10 protein-coding genes and 6 tRNA genes are annotated in these 17,729 nt (G+C 54.4%); 2 read left to right on the top strand and 14 right to left on the bottom strand.

Annotated elements, in window-relative coordinates; genetic code table 11:
• Positions 1 to 25: 25 nt before the first annotated feature.
• From ONV78_RS25995 to ONV78_RS25945, 11 genes are all read right to left on the bottom strand, one after another.
• Positions 26 to 400 (bottom strand): hypothetical protein, encoded by a 375-nt coding sequence (locus ONV78_RS25995; RefSeq protein ID WP_279507352.1) that lies wholly within the window; start codon positions 398 to 400, stop codon positions 26 to 28.
• A gap of 127 nt (positions 401 to 527) precedes the next feature.
• The gene (locus ONV78_RS25990) at positions 528 to 923 is read right to left on the bottom strand and encodes a hypothetical protein (protein ID WP_279507350.1); all 396 of its coding nucleotides are present in this window, start codon (positions 921 to 923) and stop codon (positions 528 to 530) included.
• A 360-nt stretch (positions 924 to 1,283) separates the two neighbouring features.
• Positions 1,284 to 1,619 carry a hypothetical protein gene (locus tag ONV78_RS25985; RefSeq protein ID WP_279507348.1) on the bottom strand — a complete coding sequence of 112 codons (336 nt, stop codon included), beginning with the start codon at positions 1,617 to 1,619 and terminating at the stop codon, positions 1,284 to 1,286.
• Between the two features lie 503 nt (positions 1,620 to 2,122).
• Entirely contained in the window at positions 2,123 to 2,683 is a 561-nt protein-coding gene (locus ONV78_RS25980) for an HNH endonuclease (protein ID WP_011399230.1), read from the bottom strand.
• 60 nt (positions 2,684 to 2,743) lie between these two features.
• Positions 2,744 to 2,818, bottom strand: a tRNA-Gln gene (locus ONV78_RS25975).
• Positions 2,819 to 2,964: 146 nt separating this feature from the next.
• Positions 2,965 to 3,040: transfer RNA gene (locus tag ONV78_RS25970), tRNA-Trp, on the bottom strand.
• Between the two features lie 46 nt (positions 3,041 to 3,086).
• Positions 3,087 to 3,173, bottom strand: a tRNA-Leu gene (locus ONV78_RS25965).
• An 8-nt stretch (positions 3,174 to 3,181) separates the two neighbouring features.
• Positions 3,182 to 3,400: a hypothetical protein gene (locus ONV78_RS25960; RefSeq protein WP_216735199.1), complete on the bottom strand. Its 219-nt coding sequence runs from the start codon at positions 3,398 to 3,400 to the stop codon at positions 3,182 to 3,184.
• A 20-nt stretch (positions 3,401 to 3,420) separates the two neighbouring features.
• Positions 3,421 to 3,495, bottom strand: a tRNA-Asp gene (locus ONV78_RS25955).
• A gap of 27 nt (positions 3,496 to 3,522) precedes the next feature.
• Positions 3,523 to 3,609, bottom strand: a tRNA-Ser gene (locus ONV78_RS25950).
• 27 nt (positions 3,610 to 3,636) lie between these two features.
• Positions 3,637 to 3,724, bottom strand: a tRNA-Ser gene (locus ONV78_RS25945).
• A 701-nt stretch (positions 3,725 to 4,425) separates the two neighbouring features.
• Between ONV78_RS25945 and rtcR the strand changes: the two genes are divergently transcribed.
• Together rtcR and ONV78_RS25935 are read left to right on the top strand one after the other, a co-directional pair.
• On the top strand, positions 4,426 to 6,060 hold the full coding sequence (gene rtcR / locus ONV78_RS25940) for an RNA repair transcriptional activator RtcR (RefSeq protein WP_279507346.1): 1,635 nt from the start codon (positions 4,426 to 4,428) through the stop codon (positions 6,058 to 6,060).
• Between the two features lie 147 nt (positions 6,061 to 6,207).
• On the top strand, positions 6,208 to 8,688 hold the full coding sequence (locus tag ONV78_RS25935; protein ID WP_279507344.1) for an acylase: 2,481 nt from the start codon (positions 6,208 to 6,210) through the stop codon (positions 8,686 to 8,688).
• 12 nt (positions 8,689 to 8,700) lie between these two features.
• Here ONV78_RS25935 and ONV78_RS25930 read toward each other — a convergent pair whose 3' ends face one another.
• From ONV78_RS25930 to ONV78_RS25920, 3 genes are read right to left on the bottom strand one after another with little or no spacing between them, the layout of a single operon-like run.
• Complete coding sequence (locus tag ONV78_RS25930) at positions 8,701 to 10,965, bottom strand: AAA family ATPase (RefSeq protein ID WP_279507342.1); 2,265 nt, start codon at positions 10,963 to 10,965, stop codon at positions 8,701 to 8,703.
• On the bottom strand, positions 10,955 to 14,251 hold the full coding sequence (locus tag ONV78_RS25925) for an AAA family ATPase (RefSeq protein ID WP_279507340.1): 3,297 nt from the start codon (positions 14,249 to 14,251) through the stop codon (positions 10,955 to 10,957). Before ONV78_RS25925 ends, ONV78_RS25930 begins: the two co-directional genes overlap by 11 nt.
• Positions 14,248 to 17,556 (bottom strand): AAA family ATPase, encoded by a 3,309-nt coding sequence (locus ONV78_RS25920; protein WP_279507338.1) that lies wholly within the window; start codon positions 17,554 to 17,556, stop codon positions 14,248 to 14,250. Before ONV78_RS25920 ends, ONV78_RS25925 begins: the two co-directional genes overlap by 4 nt.
• Positions 17,557 to 17,729: the final 173 nt, after the last annotated feature.

The raw sequence follows: 17,729 nt of genomic DNA, 5'->3' as shown, positions 1-17,729 counted from the left end.
ATTCATCGAATGGTTATAAAAAGTATTACTCTGAATAAGGCTCAATCAGGTCGCGCATCTCATCGCAACTCCAGCTTTCATAGCCTGTGCTATCTGCGGCCATTTTAATAAGCATATCTCTCTGACCTTCATAAGCAAAAGAAGTAGCCATCCATGCTGCGTATGCGTTGTCGTCTTTGGTAAGCTTGTGATCCAATTTCTGGGTGATATAAGCCACTTTTTCATCATGTGATAAGGCACCCACGTTACCTTCTTTAGACAAATCTTTAAATGATGAAAACACAATATCAAAGTCATTTCCACCTGTTTTTGAAAGAAGGATGAATGCGCTTGCTGAAACTATTTTTAAAAAAACGATTAGTGCGATAATTTTAGTCTTAATTTTTGTGTCTATAGCCAATATATAAATGTTTCTATAATAAAATACTTGTGAGTTGTAGTTGGTGATGTAAGACTGCGTTAGTCATAGGGGGGGGTGTAAATTTGTTCAAGAATAATAAGTGTATGTTGGGCGCGTTTCTTTAATTTTATTCTGACCGGAGCCTCCGCGTCACCTTAAAAGTCCAATCTTCGGCTGATAACGTTACATCACCAAACGCTCCCACTAGATGAAATTGACCATTACCAATTTCGAAATGCTCAATGGTATCGTAATCGGGGATTTCGCCTTCCATGGCTTTGTTTGCTTCCACTTGGTCGATAGGAAAAAGCCCTTTTATATTGGATGGGCTCCGAAATATTAGTCTGGCTTTTTTGTAACAAGTGTGTTCACCTTTATTCGGCTCTTCATAATCCGGATGTCCAGGCCATAGGCTTGCTTCCATGTCTATGAAGAATGTTTCATCCGAGCACTTCCAGCCAATGACAAAACTATCTTGTAGATCGACATTCTTGAATATGTCTATTTCATTCCACTGTTTCATATTTCTCTCTCTGGCAATTAACGCCATTAGTATAGGATCGGATCGTGCGGAGGTCCGTTTTCGATAGGGGAATTGTGGCTGACCTTATTATATCTCTGTATGTAATGATGGGGGATGTGAATCCAGATATTCTGTTGCTCAGATTTTGAATATAACTGTTCATGAAAGCTATGATTTTTAATGGTTATAGAAATTGAGATTTGGTATATGTTTTCTTATATATGAGTTCTGTTTGTTCAGTATTTTTATACTTAGAAGGAAGCTGTTTTTCTGCCTGACCAATAAGGCGCCCAATAGGAGAAAATCACCCAAGTGGCAATGGCTTTACTCTAGGTTATTGATATAACAAGCTGTCTGCTTCTACTCAATGAGCCTTTGCATTTCATCGCAGCGATAGTCTTTATAGCCCATACTAGCTGCCGCCTCCTGAAATAGTTCATATCTTAAACCTTCCTCGGCGGCAGCGACCGCTAGCCATGCATCTAAAGCAGGCGCATCTGGGCGGAGGTTATTTCTTACATATTGAGTAACAAACTTGACTTTTTCTTCATACGCTAAGGTGTCAATACCTTCTCTAACAATGAGCTCTTTAAAAGAAGTGCAAACAACATCAAAATCATTCACTTTTGCGCTTGCTATAAAAGAAGTAGATAACAACAATGAGAAGATTAATAAGTTTGGCATTTTTTCTTTCATTAACTTATTTTTACGATTATCATATGGTTAGAGTAACTCTGCAGTGCCCTCGGATCACAAAGTGTTTCTGAATCCAGGGGAGGTTAGAATCTGTTTTACTTCCAAAAAAACAGATTGAGGTTAAACCATTATACTTTCACTGTCGATGCCAGTCATGGCTTAACCACCACTCTTGTATTTTAATGTTTGAATACAGCTCGTCCAACAGGTTTTTAAATGTACTGGCCGATATTACAGGAAGATTTTTCAAGGCTCATGTCGTAGGGCTTTTGAGCGCGCGCAGTAGATCAAGCAGGTTTATAAGATTCCTGCTGGACAAATGACACACACTTTACAGTGTACGCTTGTTTGGCTCCCCATGATTGTGAACTCTAATACTTTAGAGCTGAAATATAATGCGGGCATGGATCGCGAGTGATGACAACGTTTTACGCTAAGCTTGCGCCTACCACTTGGCTTACGCGCGAAAAAAGCGACCCGAAGGCCGCTAAGGGTGAGGTGGCTCAGGCTATTCTCGCCAACAGGTGGCGACTGAAGCCTTTACGTAGAAACTCCATCTGGTCTCCCAGAATGTTTCTGTTGGCCAGATACAGGTATTCGTACCGGCTGGGTACGAATGGCACCGCTAATAGAGGCATGCCTGCTTCCTCTGGGGTACGGTCTCTTTTGAAGTTGTTGCACCGGATGCAGGCGCAAACGACGTTTTTCCAGATATCCCTACCGCCCCGGGACACAGGCATAATGTGATCCCGACTGAGCAGTTCATAAGGGAACGTCAATCCACAGTACATGCAGGTGCTGTCATCCCGCCGGAACAGGTACTTGTTGGTCAGCGGTGGTGTTTCCATCACGTGTTTATCGCGTCCTTCGGAAGCGATGATGGTTGGAATTTCAAGGGTGGACCGCTGTCCGTCACGTCCTGTTCCGCCTCGCAAAACAATGACGTTATCGCCGGCGCTCCAGAGTACACGGTCGTTGCAGATTAGCGTGGCCGCTTCTTCCTGGCTCATCCACTGCATGGGTTGGCCGGTTTTGTCCAATCTAAGTATGCGAGGGGTGCTCATGACTACATCTCTTCTATCTGTCTACATGTTCTGATTTTTTAAGGTTTATCTGGTTGAAATTGGCCGCCCCGCCTGGATTCGAACCAGGGTTTCCGGAGTCAAAGTCCGGTGCTTTACCAATTAAGCTACGGGGCAGGGGTGAGGGTAAATTGAGGTCATCCTTGGGGCTGCATCGCCAGGAAGAATGACAGTTTCTAGTTGTTGCTGGGGACGACGACCCGTTCGTCGAACTCGTTTTCCATGACCTTTTCCTCTTTTCTGGTCTATTTCGTTAATCAAAGTGGCAACCCGGGACGGATTCGAACCATCACCTGGCGGGTTTGGAAGCCGCTGCTCTGCCAGTTAAGCTACCGGGCTGTAATACGTTTTAAGCGATAAGTGCTTTTTAAATCGCTAGTAAATGTGGTGCGTTCGGCGAGACTCGAACTCGCATGCCGATTACGGCGCCTGGTTCTAAGTCAGGTCTGTCTACCTGTTCCAACACGAACGCGTAATTCTCTAACCTGTCAGCTTGGCCTTCACTCGTAACTCCCCGATGCGTGTGGGGAGATCTCCGGCGGCGATGCGGATCAAGTCGCTTCTTTCCAGAATCACGATCAGATCATTTTGATCGACCCGGATTTGAGTCCTGTCATGGCCCAGGCGGCGATCCAGTCTCTGTTTGAGGTAAGCCGCCTGATTAGCGGCGAAACCTTCCGCCAATTGATTGCTGTACATGCTTGTTACCTCGCTATAAATGGCGGCCTGTAAGAGAATTGAACTCTTGTTTCCGGGGAGACAACCCGGCGTCTTCGCCATTGGACCAACAGGCCGTGTTCGTTTTTCATCGTCAAAATATCTGGCGGAGAGTGAGGGATTCGAACCCCCATGCCTGTCTCCAAGCCACAGTTTTCAAGACTGCTCCATTACCGTTCTGGCAACTCTCCGTTTTACGACTTCCTCTGCCTAAAAGGTGGCGGTAGGCGCAGGACTCGAACCTGCAGAACCCCTTCGGGTTCGACGAGTTAGCAACTCGCTGCCTTACCATTCGGCCAGCCTACCTTTGTTCTTTCATGCAATCGCTGCTTGCTACTTAGCCTCAATTGCAGGCGCTTAATACAAAAAACGTAGTACAAGAATGTTGGAGCCTGCTGTCGCTCCAAGTAACCGTTCTTTGTTATGTGCTCTCTTTCGTCACGCGACGTTTTTACCGCGCTGCTCGAAAAAAACACATAAAAAAACCCGGTGAGCTTTCGCCCGCCGGGTTCTCGTTCCTTGTGAGGGGAGAGTGTCCGGAGGGCGTTTGCTTCCCTCCGGACGTGATTACGTCATCGAAGGGTGTGGTTCGCCTTTGATTCGCCGAGATCGTTTGATTTGCTCCAGTCGCTGGAATAACCGCAATACCAATCGTTATGGCGCAGGCAGGCCACTAAGCCGCTACTTATTGGCTGGCTCAGTATCTGTCCTGGTTGTTGATTGAAGTGCTTAATCATGAAAAACATGTCGTTATCCGCAATGGAGTCGTTAAGTTTAAGTTGCCCGTATATTAGCACTAGTCGTGCCAACTTTTTATTCGCTGCGAGAAAAATCTGAGATCGCCGTATTTTCCGGGGCTGAGACGTGTTTGTGGGAAATCTGTAGTAATGGCGATGAGTCGCTTTAAGAAAAGAGAGTTTTCTTATTTTTGAATCAAATATTCGAAAAAAAGAATTTTTCATCTAAAATTCTCACAATTAAGTCTGTGGCGGAGTGGGTAGAGCGGAGTGGCGATCAAGAAACGTAAATATAAAGTGGTATTTGGCTTTTTAGGCTCCACCATGGACGCCGTGTCCCGTCGCAGGGGGAAATATGAAAAGCGCTGGCAGCGTTGGCGGCCTACCGTGTCCATTGCGCAACATCCAGAGGCGTTTCCTGTCGATCGCTTAGTGTTGCTGTATAACCCCCAGGATCGCGAGCTGGCGGACGAAGTGATCGCCGATATTGGCGAAGTGGAGCCCAAACTTCAGGTGGATCTGCAGCAATTGGATTTCGATGCGCCTTGGGACTTGCATCAGGTGTTTCCCAAACTGTATCAGTTTATTGACGGCTATCCTTTTGATACGGAGAAGGAGGAGTACTTCTTTCATATCACAACCGGTTCCCACATCCAGCAGATCTCTATCTTTTTATCTGTGGGCGCCCGCTATTTTCCCGGCAAGTTGCTGCAAACCGCGCCGAGTCGCGACCATGAAGGCGGCAGCAAGGTGGAAGTGATCGATCTGGATAATGCGCCGCGTTCCGTGGCGGAAATATTTAGCCAATCGCGTAAGCGCGACACCGATTATTTGAAGTCCGGTATCGACACCCGTAATGCGGATTTCAATCAGTTGATAAAGCAGATTGAGACCGTGGCGATTCGCACCCGCGCACCCATATTAATTACAGGGCCGACCGGAGCCGGTAAGTCCAGACTGGGTTCTCGAATCTACGAACTGAAGCGCAAGCGTCAGGATGTGAAAGGCGCTTTTGTGGAGGTCAACTGCGCTACTTTACGTGGGGATAACGCCATGTCTGCGTTGTTTGGGCATCGCAAAGGCGCCTTTACTGGCGCGGTTGAGAAACGGGACGGTTTATTGAAGGAGGCTGATGGCGGCGTATTGTTTCTGGACGAAATTGGCGAACTGCCTTTGGATGAGCAGGCGATGCTGTTGCGCGCCATAGAAGATAAGCGCTTTTTCCCTCTGGGAGCGGACAAAGAAGAAAACAGCGACTTTCAACTCATCGCGGGTACTAACAGAGATCTACGCCAGGATGTTATTGATGGGCGTTTCCGGGAGGATTTGTTCTCGCGCATCAACCTGTGGACATATCGTTTGCCGGGGCTGGCGGATCGGCATGAAGATATTGAGCCTAATCTGGACTACGAGCTGCAACGTTTTGAGCGTGAAAACGGGATTCGCGTGCGCTTCAGTCAGGGAAGCCGCAAACGCTATCTTAAGTTCGCCTGTTCTCCCAGCGCATTGTGGAAGGGTAACTTTCGCGATCTCAACGCCAGCGTCACGCGCATGGCGACCTTGGCGGAGGCCGGAGAGATTGATGTGGCCCTGGTGGAGGCGGAGATGGAGCGTTTAGGATATCTCTGGGGAATGGAGCTGCGCTCCGCAACTCAACAGGCGGAATCTGGCCTGTTGGAGAGTCTGTTGTCGCCGGAACAGATGGAGGAAATGGATCATCTGGATCAGGTGCAATTGGAAGCTGTGGTGCGCGCCTGCCGGGACAGCAGTTCGGCTGCAGAGGCGGGACGACGCTTGTTTGCCGCCTCGCGTTTGAAGAAGCGTCGCTTGAATGACAGTCAGCGCGTGGCGGCGATACTGGACAAATATGGCCTGCATTTCGACCAGATAAAAAACGCCAGGTAGCGTCGTGTACATTTAACGGCGGCGGGAGTATAACTGGTTAATTCCGGCCTGAGCGCGTAAGAGGTTGCGAGGGGGAAAGCGGAACATCGCCAAGGGGAGAGCCGGTGAGCGATCCAGGGGGCGCTATAACAAGAAAAGGAGTTTTCTATGTTGCATTTGGGAAAATGGCCACGGGGTTATCGCGGCGTCGTACTGATGCTGGCCCTGGGATTGACGGGTTGCTTCGAGCAACCGGTCGCCTTTGACGACGATGGCGTGCTGGAGGCGCGCATCCGGCGTACGGAGTTCGGCGCGCCGCACATCGAAGCGGATAATCTGCAAAGTCTCGCATTCGGTTCGGGATACGCCTTCGCCCAGGATAATATCTGCATCCTGGCGGATCAGATCATCAAATATAACAGTCAGCGTTCTCGCTACTTTGGGCCGGATCAGACTCCCGGGTCCGGCGACTCACAAAATCTTATCAACGATTTCAGCTACCTGGCTCTGGAGCTGCGCAAGCTGGCGGAGGAGGGGCTGGACGCTATGAGCGACGCCAGCCGGGCGTTGTTATCCGGTTACGCCAGCGGCTACAACAAATACCTAAAGGACGTGGGTGTTGACCATATCGACCCTACTTGCGCCGGTCAGCCCTGGGTGCGTCCAATCTCGGACGTGGATCTGCTTACATACTCTCTTGGTCTGGGATTGATACCTGGCGCTTCCGGTTTCCTGACGCAGATCTATGTCGCTGCGCCGCCGGGAGAAAGCTATTTACCGCAGATGGCGGACAGCGGCCTGCCGCCGCCTTGGACTGCCAACCATGGAGCCCCTGTTGAGTTGGCTGCTCTGCCCAACAAGCCCAGATTGGGATTGGGGTCTAACGGGTGGGCTTTGGGTAAACGCAAAACCGCCAATGGCAAGGGCATGTTACTGGCCAATCCGCACTTTCCATTCACAGGCAATTTGCGATTCTGGCAACAGCATCTGACCATCCCCGGCTCCATGAATGTGATGGGCGCATCGGTGGCGGGCATGCCGGGTGTGGTGAATATCGGCTTTAACGAGCACGTCGCCTGGACGCACACTTATTCCACTGCAGAACACTTTGTTGTTTACGAGTTGAAGCTGGACCCGGAAGACCCGACGGGGATGACCTATTTTGTGGATGGCGAGCGACGCCGTATTCAGAAGCGGAGTTATGTCATTGATGTAAAGGTGGCTCCGGATACTGTGTTTGCATTGAGCAAGGATCTTTATGTCAGCGATTATGGCCCTATGGTCACCCATCCTGAAATACTGCCTTGGGGAGAGGCGTCGGATGGGGGCTTTGTGGCCTACAGCCTCAAGGACGCGAATCTTGGAAACTTTGATCTGATTGATACCTGGCTGGGCTTGAACCTGTCCCGCGATATGGCGGACATCCGCAAGGTCTTTAAACAGTTCGACGGCGTCATCTTCAATAACACGATGGTGGTAGATGACGTAGGGGACGCATTTTATATCGATGACTCCACCGTTCCTGAATTGAGTCCTGAAGCCGAAACGGCGCTGACCACCGACACCAAGTGGAGGAAGTTGCGGGAGCAGCTTGAGTTTACTATCTTGCCGGGCGACGCTTCCGTATATGACTTCAAGGGGCCGTCTCCTTTCTCTAAAGCGCCGAAACTCATGCGCTTCGACTTTGTGCAAAACTCCAACGACAGCTATTGGCTGACTAATCCCGCCAGTCCGATTCGGGGCGCTTCCACCCTGTATGGGCCCGTGGATAACGAGCAGTCATGGCGTTCGCGCATGGGGCAACGACTTTTGACGGACGCCGCCGGTTGGGATGGACGCTTCACCTTGCCCGAGTTGAAAGAGGCGCTGCTGAATAGCCGCTCCTATTTAGGGGCGGAGATTTTGGAAGATCTGCTGGCCGCTTGCAGGGCGCGCGGCGATGAGCCGGTAATCGTCAAAGGCGAACCCGTGGATCTCACCGAGGGCTGCTACGCATTAAGTTTGTGGGACGGCGTTATGAATGCGGATAGCCGGGGCGGGGTGTTGTTTAGGGAGTTCGCCTGGCAGTTTGATCAAGACCCGCAATGGCGTAAGCCATTTTCTCCCCAGGACCCTCTCAATACGCCTAACAAGCTGGACCCGAACGACAAGGTGCTGGAGCAATTGGCTACGGCGATATGGTATGTGCAAGCGGCGGGGCTGTCTCTGGAGACGACCCTTGGCGAAGCGCAGTTTGTCGAAATGAGCGCGCTCGACGGCTCCCCGAGCGGCGTACGTTTCCCGTGGAGCGGCGCCGCCCATATCGAGGGCGGCTTCAATGTGTTTAATCCCTGGATTAAGCCGGATGGAACCCTGCTGCCCCGGCATATTTATTCTTTCCTGCCCGGATCAAAAATCAGCGCAGAGGCCATAGGTTATCACCTGACTCATGGATCGAGCTGGATGATGGCGGTGAGCTTCACGGTTAACGGGCCGGTCGCCGAAGGGTTTTTGACCTACTCCCAGTCCGCCAACCCGGAGTCGCCGTACTACCTGGATCAGACGGAACTGTATTCGCAGCAGCCGCGTTTGCGGCCACTGCGTTTCCGCGAGCAGGATATCGCAGCCCATACCCAATCGGAGCAGCGTATCAGGCTGGATATTAATTAGAGCGTAACGCGGCTACTCGGCGCTAATGACCACTGCGCCGTCGATGGCGTCCAGATGGATGCGCGACGGCGTATGCTCCCGCGTCACCAGAAAGGACGCCAGTTCCGCCACGACCCGTTGCTCGATGGCGCGTTGGATTGGTCGCGCGCCGTAGAGCTCGCTGAATCCCGCCTCTGCGACATGCGCTACCAGGTCGTCGCTGAAGCTCAGATTAAGCTTTTGCTCTCTGATGCGCTCGCGTTGATTCAGCAACTCCAGCTCGCGCCGGGCGATGCTCAGGATGCTGTCGCGATCGAGCGGGTTGAAGCAGAGAATGGCGTCGATACGATTGATGAATTCGGGACGGAAGAAGTCGCGAATACCGCTCATCGAAACCTGTCCGCGTTTTTCCGCCGCAGAGAAGCCCATGCCGCCGCCAGCGTTTACGCCCAGGTTGGTGGTCATGATGATGATGGTGTTGCGGAAGTCGGTGGTGCGGCCGAAGCGATCGGTCAACAGGCCTTCATCCAGCGTTGAGAGCAGGGCGTCAAAGACGCTGTCGTCGGCTTTTTCAATCTCATCGAGCAGCACCACAGAAAACGGATTGGCGCGCACGTGCTGCACCAGTGGACTGGGTTTGCCTTCGCCGCCTATCAGACGCTCAATGTGTCTGGGATGTTGAAACTCGCTCATATCGAGCCGGAACAGAGGATTCTTGCTTTGGCCCGCGCTGAAGAAATAATCCGCCAGCGCTTTGGTGGCAGCGGTCTTGCCAACCCCGGTAGGACCTGCGAACAGCAACGTCGCTATCGGTTTTTGCGGGTCGTTGAGGCCCGCTTTGAAAATCTGGATGACCCGACATAACTGTTCGAGAATGCTGTCCTGACCGATGATGCGGGTTTTGAAATAATCCAGCAGCGCTTGCTTTGACAGCGCCTGCTCATCCCGCAGGAACAGTTCCGGCAACCCGGTGTAGGCGACAAAATCGGCGATGACCTGATCGCGGGAGATGGTCGTCTGTTTCTTCTCAAAGGCGTTTTTGACGCAGTGATGATAAAAGCGCACCAGATTACCCGGCGCACGTTCGTATTTGATGTAGCGCCTGACCAATTGCGATACCGTCTCCAGCGCATCATCGCGAGTGTCGATGGCGAAGTTGGAGGCGGCGTAATTGGCGTAAGCCTGCACCACTCGCTGCGCGGAGCGGCCGGACAATTCCGTGACGTTGAACTGTTCAAACAGATGCAGGAACCCCGGTAGTTTATTACGCGCCGCTTCCAGTTCTTGCGGGCGCAGCTCGCCGATAATGCGGATCTGGCCTTTGGCGAGGTAGGAGCGCAGGTAGGCCGCCATGGAGTCTTCCTGGCCTTCGCCGCCAATAGACAGCAGGCTGATGAAATCATTGAGCCAGAGTACGCCGTTGATTTGCGCCAGAGACTCCACCACTTCATCGCACACTTCCTGCCACTCTCCAAGGTACTTGGCCTTGGCGATAATGCGCTGCGGCGTGGAGCGCCAGAAGGTGAGGGGCGCATCGCTGGATTTACTGAGGCGCGCGGCCACCCGTACTGCTTCCTGCCAGAGCACGCTCTTGCCGACGCCCTGCTCGCCGATCAGCAGGCAACTGCTGCGTCCTTCCAGCAGTTCCTCCGCCAGGCGCTGGATCATTTCGCCTCGCTCCCAGGCCACTTCCGGAAGACGGCTGACCTGACGTTTGACGCGCTTCGGCAATGGCGCCTGATCCGACACCGTCAACATGTACTCCATTGCATCGCTGTTGTGCTGTTGTTGAGAAGGACGCACTTTGCCGCGGTCGAAACTGACCACTTCCAGCCAGGGTTCGGAAGGCATGATGTAGCGGTAGGCTTCTTCCGGCGTGACGTTATTCAACACTTGCAGGGAAAAATGCTCGATCAGCGTTTTTAACTGCACTTCGTCATAGTAATAAAACGAGCGTTGTAGAAACGGCAGAAAACATTCGCCGAAGCCCCTGCTGGGGTCACGGCTATGCACCGCCGCAATGCGGAAAGCGCTGGGCGCAGACAGCGGATACACGCCCTGATCCGAACGATAGGACAGCAGCGCGTTGATAGTGTGGAAGCTGATTTGCGGACTGCTGATCTCCGGACTGTACAGGCACTCGCCCTGTTTGATCGCCTTGGCCAGACATTCCGATGCGGCGCTGCGGATCTTGGAGGGATGCGACTCCATCACCACCAGTTCCGTCCCCAGAATGACGCCAATCACATCGCCGCTTTCCAGGGTCCAGCAGGCTACGGGAAATTCTTCAATCGCCATGGCGTAATTCTCCTTTGCAGGCGGGGCTTATCAACAGACGCCAGTCGGCGAGCATGGGGGAGCCGTTCAACATCAGGCCGGTGCGCAGATCGGTGACCCCGAATTCCCGCTGCGTGGCGGTGGGCGTCGTGTAAAGGCGCTGGATATCCAGGTCGCCCTGATGGTCCTGCTCCAGACGTTGCTGACTGCCTTCCTCTGCAGTTAAGTCCGGGTAAAACGCCACGGTCACGGGCACTTGCAGGTTGGACTCTTCGATAAAGAGATGCACTCCCTGTTCATAGCTGAAATAACGCTGCAGCCCGGGGCCGCGCAGCGCCAGCGCGACGCAATCGTCGCTGATGCGGCTGTCCTGTACTTCGCCCAGGCGCCCCAGCGTCTGCTCATAGGCGTTGGTCAGGAAGCGCACGCCCATTTGACCTTTTTCCGCCACCAGAGAGCGGATCACCAGGCAGCCCTGATCCAGTCCCTGGTTCAGATAAGCATGGGCGATAAACAGCACGTAGCTGAAATCGACGCCGAGCTGGAGGTTGTCGCTCATGTTGTAATCAACGAAGTCCTCCGCTTTCTGATAGAGGCCGTTGAGGTAGTCGCGCAGGTCGTTCTGAGCCGCCAGCGCTGAAAAATCCAGACGTATGGAGCGCCAGCCTTCCCGCGGTCGCGCCGAGGTGCGGAAAGGCATATTGGCCTGCAGACGCTGGGTGCTGCTGCGTTCCTCGCTTTCCCAGGTATAGGTTTGCAGCGGCTCCAGCAATTCGCGCAGGGCGTCGCTAAGATGCCAGCGCCAGTAATCTTCGTAATTCTCAGCGGGATGCAGCAGGCTTTGCGGTTGATGCAAACGTTCGTCCAGCGCCTGCAGCGCGGCGACCATTCTTTGATAGTCCGGCAAGGCGTAATCCTGCTCTGGACGCGGCAATGCGCCCGCTATGATGGACTGGTGGCGGAAGCGGGTGATGCGGCTGTCAACGCCATGAGGGCCGTCAAACAGAGTCAGCATGATCGGGTCCAGGCTGTCCAGTTCCGCCAATCGTTGCGCCGTCAGATGGGTGATGACTCGCTCCAGGTTGCGTTTCAGCGCACGTGCGCCCAACAAGGGATCGAAGCTTGCGTCCGCCAGCCGGTTAAGGCAGGCCGGGTCTATGTTCAATATTGTGCTGCGTCGGATAAAGCCATCCCGCTCCAGCAGGCGTTGCATGTGCAGTTGCGCCAGCCGTTGCATATCGCTGTGTTGTAGCGGGTTGAAGACGACGATGTCGTTGATGCGGTTGATCATTTCCGGGCGGAAGAATTGCTCCACGCTCTTGCGATAGGTCGCCGCGTTGTCGTCGTTGTGGTGGCTGAAGCCAAACCGCGACGCCGCCTCTTTGGCGCCGATATTGGAGGTCATGATCACAACGGTCTGGGTGAAATCGGTGGTCTTGCCCATAGCGTCAGTCAGACGGCCGTCGTCCAATAATTGAAGAAGCAAATCATGGACCTTGGGATGCGCTTTTTCGATTTCATCCAGCAACAGGACGCAGGCTTTTTGGTAGCGCACCCGCTCCGTCAGTAAACCGCCTTGCCCCATGCCGTCGCCGATCAGGCGGTGTACGGCGCCTGCGTCGACGAACTCGTTCAGATCGATGCGCACCAGACAGTCGCTGTTGCTGAATAATCGTTGTGTGAGCAGCTTCGCCGCTTCGGTTTTACCCACGCCGGTAGGGCCGATGAACAGAAGGGTGTTGAGCGGTTTGCCCAGGGGCGTCAGTTGCGCCTTGATGGTCATCACGGTGTCCGTCAGCACGTCTTGCGCCTGCGGTTGACCCACCAGACGCTGTTCGAAGAAACGGCGCACTTCGTTTTCCTGTAGCGTGGCGTTCTTATCGATCAACGCTCTGCGGAAATGGAAGTTGGTCTGGAACGCCTGATACACCGCTTGCTCATCAGCGCGTCGGCCTTGATGCTTCACGGCGATGTCGCGCATGACGGACAATACTGAGCCGGGCAAGGCGCTCTCGCCGCGAAAGCCCGGCTCCAGGCCAAGCAGAGTAAGTAGCGCCTGGGAGGCGATTTCACAGTTGTATTCACGCTCCCACTGCGCGCGTCGGCGTATATAAACTTGCGACAGTTTCTCCGCCGGCAGCGGCTCCAGTCGCAATACCTGAAACAGATCGGCGAAGCCGCGGTCCAGTTGCTGAATGCGTTGCCATTCATAGGGCGTCGCCTCCAGCACCAGGCCGATTTCCCTGCGCTCCAGATAGGGCTTCAGCACATGACTGAGAGTGAGGCTGGTTTGCGCGCTCTTGCCAATGCGGAATAGCGCCACAGGATTGTCGATGTAGAGCACGTCCGGCGTGCGGATGCCGTAGGTTTCCTGCAGGCGTTTCTTCACCCAGCTGAGAATGGCTTCAAAGCGCCGCTCCCACTCGCCAACCACGCTCATCCCGGCGATCACCCGTAATGGATCAAGCAGCCAGAGCTTTTGCAGTCGCTCCGGCGCTTTGACGTCGCTGTTCGCCATGTACTGGGCCAGCGTGTGCTGAATCAGGTTGCTTTTGCCGACGCCGGGCGCGCCGACGATGACAACCGGTTGCGGTTTGCCGGAGAACAGAGCGCGTTCCAGCCAGACGGCTTCGTTATCGCGATGCAGCGAGCCTTCCAGGTCATCTGGATAAAACTGGGCGAGATCTTCCGCTGTCTTTTTCAGTTCGTAGGCGCCGTTGAATTCACGGCTGGCGGAGAAAAAGGAAAATAGCGACGCTGCGTCTTGTTCGAAGGGGAAATCGCTCTGACCGACGTTCACGGAAACGCCGATAGTGGTGGCGGAATCACCGGCCTGAGAGTACAGACGTTTGATGTCGAAGGACTCATCCGCTTTGCGCTGACTGCGGATATAGGCGCCAATTCTTCCCGCCAGAAATTCAATCAGTTGCGGGCGCGTCTCCACGTCGTCAGGGATGAGCAGCGTCTGGTAATTCAGTTTGGGAAGACAGAGGTAGCGATGCTCGCGCACCTGATATTGCGCCACCGCAAACAGGCCGTCCACCAAGTGCATGCCGGACTTGAAAGTCAGGTGGATCAACTCGAACCGATAGTCCGGCTGGAAGCACAACCAGAGCAAATGTTCTACGCTGTCCCGGTCCAGGCGTCGATCGTCGAAGGTCTTTTTGAGCGAGGATTGATAGCTGCGCAAGGCGTCGCCATAGCGGCGTCGACTGACGATAAAGCCATCCGTCAGCAGCGGCGTCAGGGTGAACTCGCCGTTGCGGGTCTCCACCAGCGTAGGAAATTCGAGTCGCAGTAACGTCATTCCTGCAGCCCTCCTGCGGCGTCGTCATAGGCGGATTTAGCGCCGCGTTTTTTATCTTCCGGTTTCTTTTCCTGGCGGATGACGAGGCGGGCCAGCAGCTTTTCCTGCAGGGAGCGGGCGGCTTTGTGTTTGACCCGCTCTGAGTGCCCGGAAAGATCCTGATAGGTCTGTGGATCACCGAAGCGTTCGTCCTGATATTCTTCTTCGCGGACTTTGCGATGGGCTTTCATGTCTTTGTAAAACTTCATGCGGTGAATGCCGGTGGGAACCTTGTATTCGTCCAGCCTGGCGTCATTGAAATCGATGTACATCGGCGCGTTTTTGTCTTCTTCCGTGGCCCAGTCCACTTTGCCGTGGTCATGACGCCAGAAATGTTGCGCGCAGGCGCCAGATAAGGCCCAGCCCATGCCAATCAGAGGCAGTTCTTCCTGAGTGAGCATTTCTTTGCTGACTTTATAGGGCGGCAGCGTCACCATCTCGAAAATATCGTCGCCCCGACAGACGCCCTCCGTTCTCGGATTGGCCTCCAAGTCGGGGTCTAAGTAGATCCACACCCGGGTGTAGTCATGGTCTAATTTTTCGAACCAGCGCTCGTACCACAGGGACAGTCGGTCGAGTTGGGGCTGGCCGCCGTATACGAACAGCAGGTGCCGGTTGTAGTGCGGGTTGAGCGTGCTCTCGATTTCGATCAGGAAGTCGTCAAAGCGCGTCCTCAGTTCTCGCAATGTCTCTTCATAGTCTTCCGCGCGCATGGCGCTTTGTTGATCCAATAATTGGCTGAGGCACTCATTTTCCAGTGCGTAGGCTTCTTCTATTCTTTGAGCAAGCGCCTCGCGCAGGTTGAACAGCTCGCCATAGCGCCGGGTTTGCTCCGGGTCTTCCCAAAACGAGTTACGCTTGCGGCGTTTGCGCGCGTCCATCTGGTCAAGCTCGCTGAGGCAGGAGATCCAGGTGGGGCTCTCCTGCAGCGCCTGCAGATCGCGGCGGTGGGCGGCGACCTTCTCGGTCAGCTCCATAAAGTAGCCTCTGGCGCGCTTCTCCTGATGAGTGACGCGGGCGTCGAAGTTCAGTGCGTCCGCGCTGACCGTGGCGGTGATCTCCAGGGGATCTTCGTGGGGGCGGGCGCTGAGCGCCGGCGCCAGATGAGCGGTGACGTGCTTGCGCAACAGCCTCTGCACGGAGCGCGCGCCGTAACGCGGGTCCGAGGGCAGGTTGTTCAGATGGCTCCAGACGGGGGCCTCGAAGTTCAAACTGACCTGACGATTGCTTAGCCCGGCGGCGCCTTGTAAGCGGCGCATTTCTTTTTGCAGCACGACCATTTGCTCTTCCTGTGTGAGAGCGAAGAAGGGCGCGACCTGATCGATGCGGTTGAACAGCTCCGGGCGGAAGTATTTCGCCGCCGTCTGCTCGAAATGGCGTTGGGCGGCGGCGTCAGTTTTATCTTCCGTGCTGAAGCCGACGCTGTTTTGCATGAACTGCTGAGCCCCCAGGTTGGAGGTCATGATGATCAGCGCGCTGCAAAAGTTGGCGGACTCGCCGTGGTCGTCGGTAAGCCGTCCTTCTCCCAGCACCTGCAGCAACAGGTCGTAAAACGCCGGATCGGCCTTCTCGATTTCATCGAACAGCAACACGGAGAACGGCTGTTGACGCACTTTGGTCACCAGACTGGCTTCGCCGGTGGCGGTCAGTCGGGTAACGGAATAAGGGTCGCTGTATTCGCTCATGTCGAAGCGCAACAGGCGTTTCTCATCCCCAAACATAAATTGCGCCAGGGTTTTCGCCATTTCCGTTTTACCGACGCCGGTAGGGCCTACAAACAACAGCGAGGCGATGGGTTTGCCGCGAGGCGCGAGGCCGGCTTTGACGGTGATAATGGCGCGCACCAGGGCTTCCACGGCCTGAGTCTGACCGACGATGCGGCGACGGAAATGTTCGCGGGCTTTGTCCGCGTCCAGACGGGCCTGATGATCCACCAGAAAACGCGGCATGCCGCTCTCTTCGCAAAAGGCGGCGATGGCTTCATTTTCAGTGATGGCGCCGCTGTCTTTATGGGCCGCCAGGATCATGTTTTCAAAGAAGCGGATGATCTTGCCGGGATAGCCGGAATAGGGCGCATAGCGGCGCTGCAGCAGGATAATGCGTTCAATCGCGTTGGGGGCGATGCGTATATTGAAAAGCTCCGCCTGGGATTGAATCGCCTGCCGCGCGATCTGGTTTTCCTCTTCCTCGCCGCGTTCGGTGAAACGCACGATATGGAAGAGCTGACTATAGCCAGGAGCGCGTAAATCAATGGCGGCCAACTGCTCTTCCGTCACTTCCGCGATGAGCGTGATTTCATTGCGGGTCAGCGGATCGCGCAGGGCTTCGGCGATGCTGACGCTGTTGCCCTGATACTGGCCGACTTCGAACAGCTCGCTAAGGTTGCCCAGGTAGATAAGCTCGCCGTTGGCGCGGGCTTCGCGCACCCACAGACCCAGTGCGTGGCGCCATCCGCCCTGTTGCGTCAGAGCTTGCAGCATTTGCGCAGCGGTAGTGCGCCAGGGAATCTTGTTAGCGTTGACGCCGGTGAAGTGGCGCTTCACAAACTCGTTGATGAGCGCGGTCTTGCCACAGCCGCTGGGACCAACCACCAGCACGCTTTGGCGGAATTCGCCAAGCAGGTTGCGATTTAACGTGTCTACATAAGCGTCCAGGCCAAACACGCTGGCGCGACTGCGATGCATCCGGCGCGCCGTCTTTGCAATCATCGGCTCGTCTTGCTGGCGCCGCAGGTCCGCCAGTTCCGCTGGCGTGTAGAACTCCAGCGTCACTTCTTCACGCACGACTTTAGGGGGCGCATACCACTGACAGGCGATCAACGAACGCACACTGTCGAACCGTTTATTACGCAGCATTTCCAGCTGGATGCATTCGCTGACCCGCTGCATGATCTGCTCTTCGTCCCAGCAGAGGCAGGCGACGGCCAGAGCCGGGACCACACCGAGGATTTCCCCCTGGCGCAAGCGCCAGATGACGGCTTCGAACGTAATCTCATGTCCTGTATAGCCGCCCTCTCTGGAGGCCGGGGCCTTTATTTTCACCTCACGCACTTCGGTCTCGCCTTCCGGCAGATAGTGCAGCAGCTCGACATACTCGCCCTGTTTCAGCAGTTTGCTCTGCGCGCGCTTTTGAAACTGGCGGGCCACATGAGCGCTGGGGGCGTTCAGCCAGGCAATTTCGGTCATATTGCCTGGAAGGGTGAGTGTGACGCCGCTTTCGTGGGTGAGGATGGTGTTATAGAAGGGGAAACTGAACTGTTTACTCATGGCTGAAACATCTGCGCAATGGAAAAGACGTGCCTGTCCGGACGATGCGAACGGAAAAGGGGCTATTCTTACGAATATGGCCTGGGAAAACAATTGAGAGTAAAAGTTATGTTCTCGGCGCCGGCCTAACGCAGGCTTTATTGTCCGAGATCAAGGCTGTTCATTCGACAGAT

The sequence above is a fragment of the Hahella sp. CR1 genome, assembly GCF_029813005.1.
Lineage (GTDB): Bacteria > Pseudomonadota > Gammaproteobacteria > Pseudomonadales > Oleiphilaceae > Hahella.
This window is presented reverse-complemented; position numbering and strand designations above follow the sequence as displayed.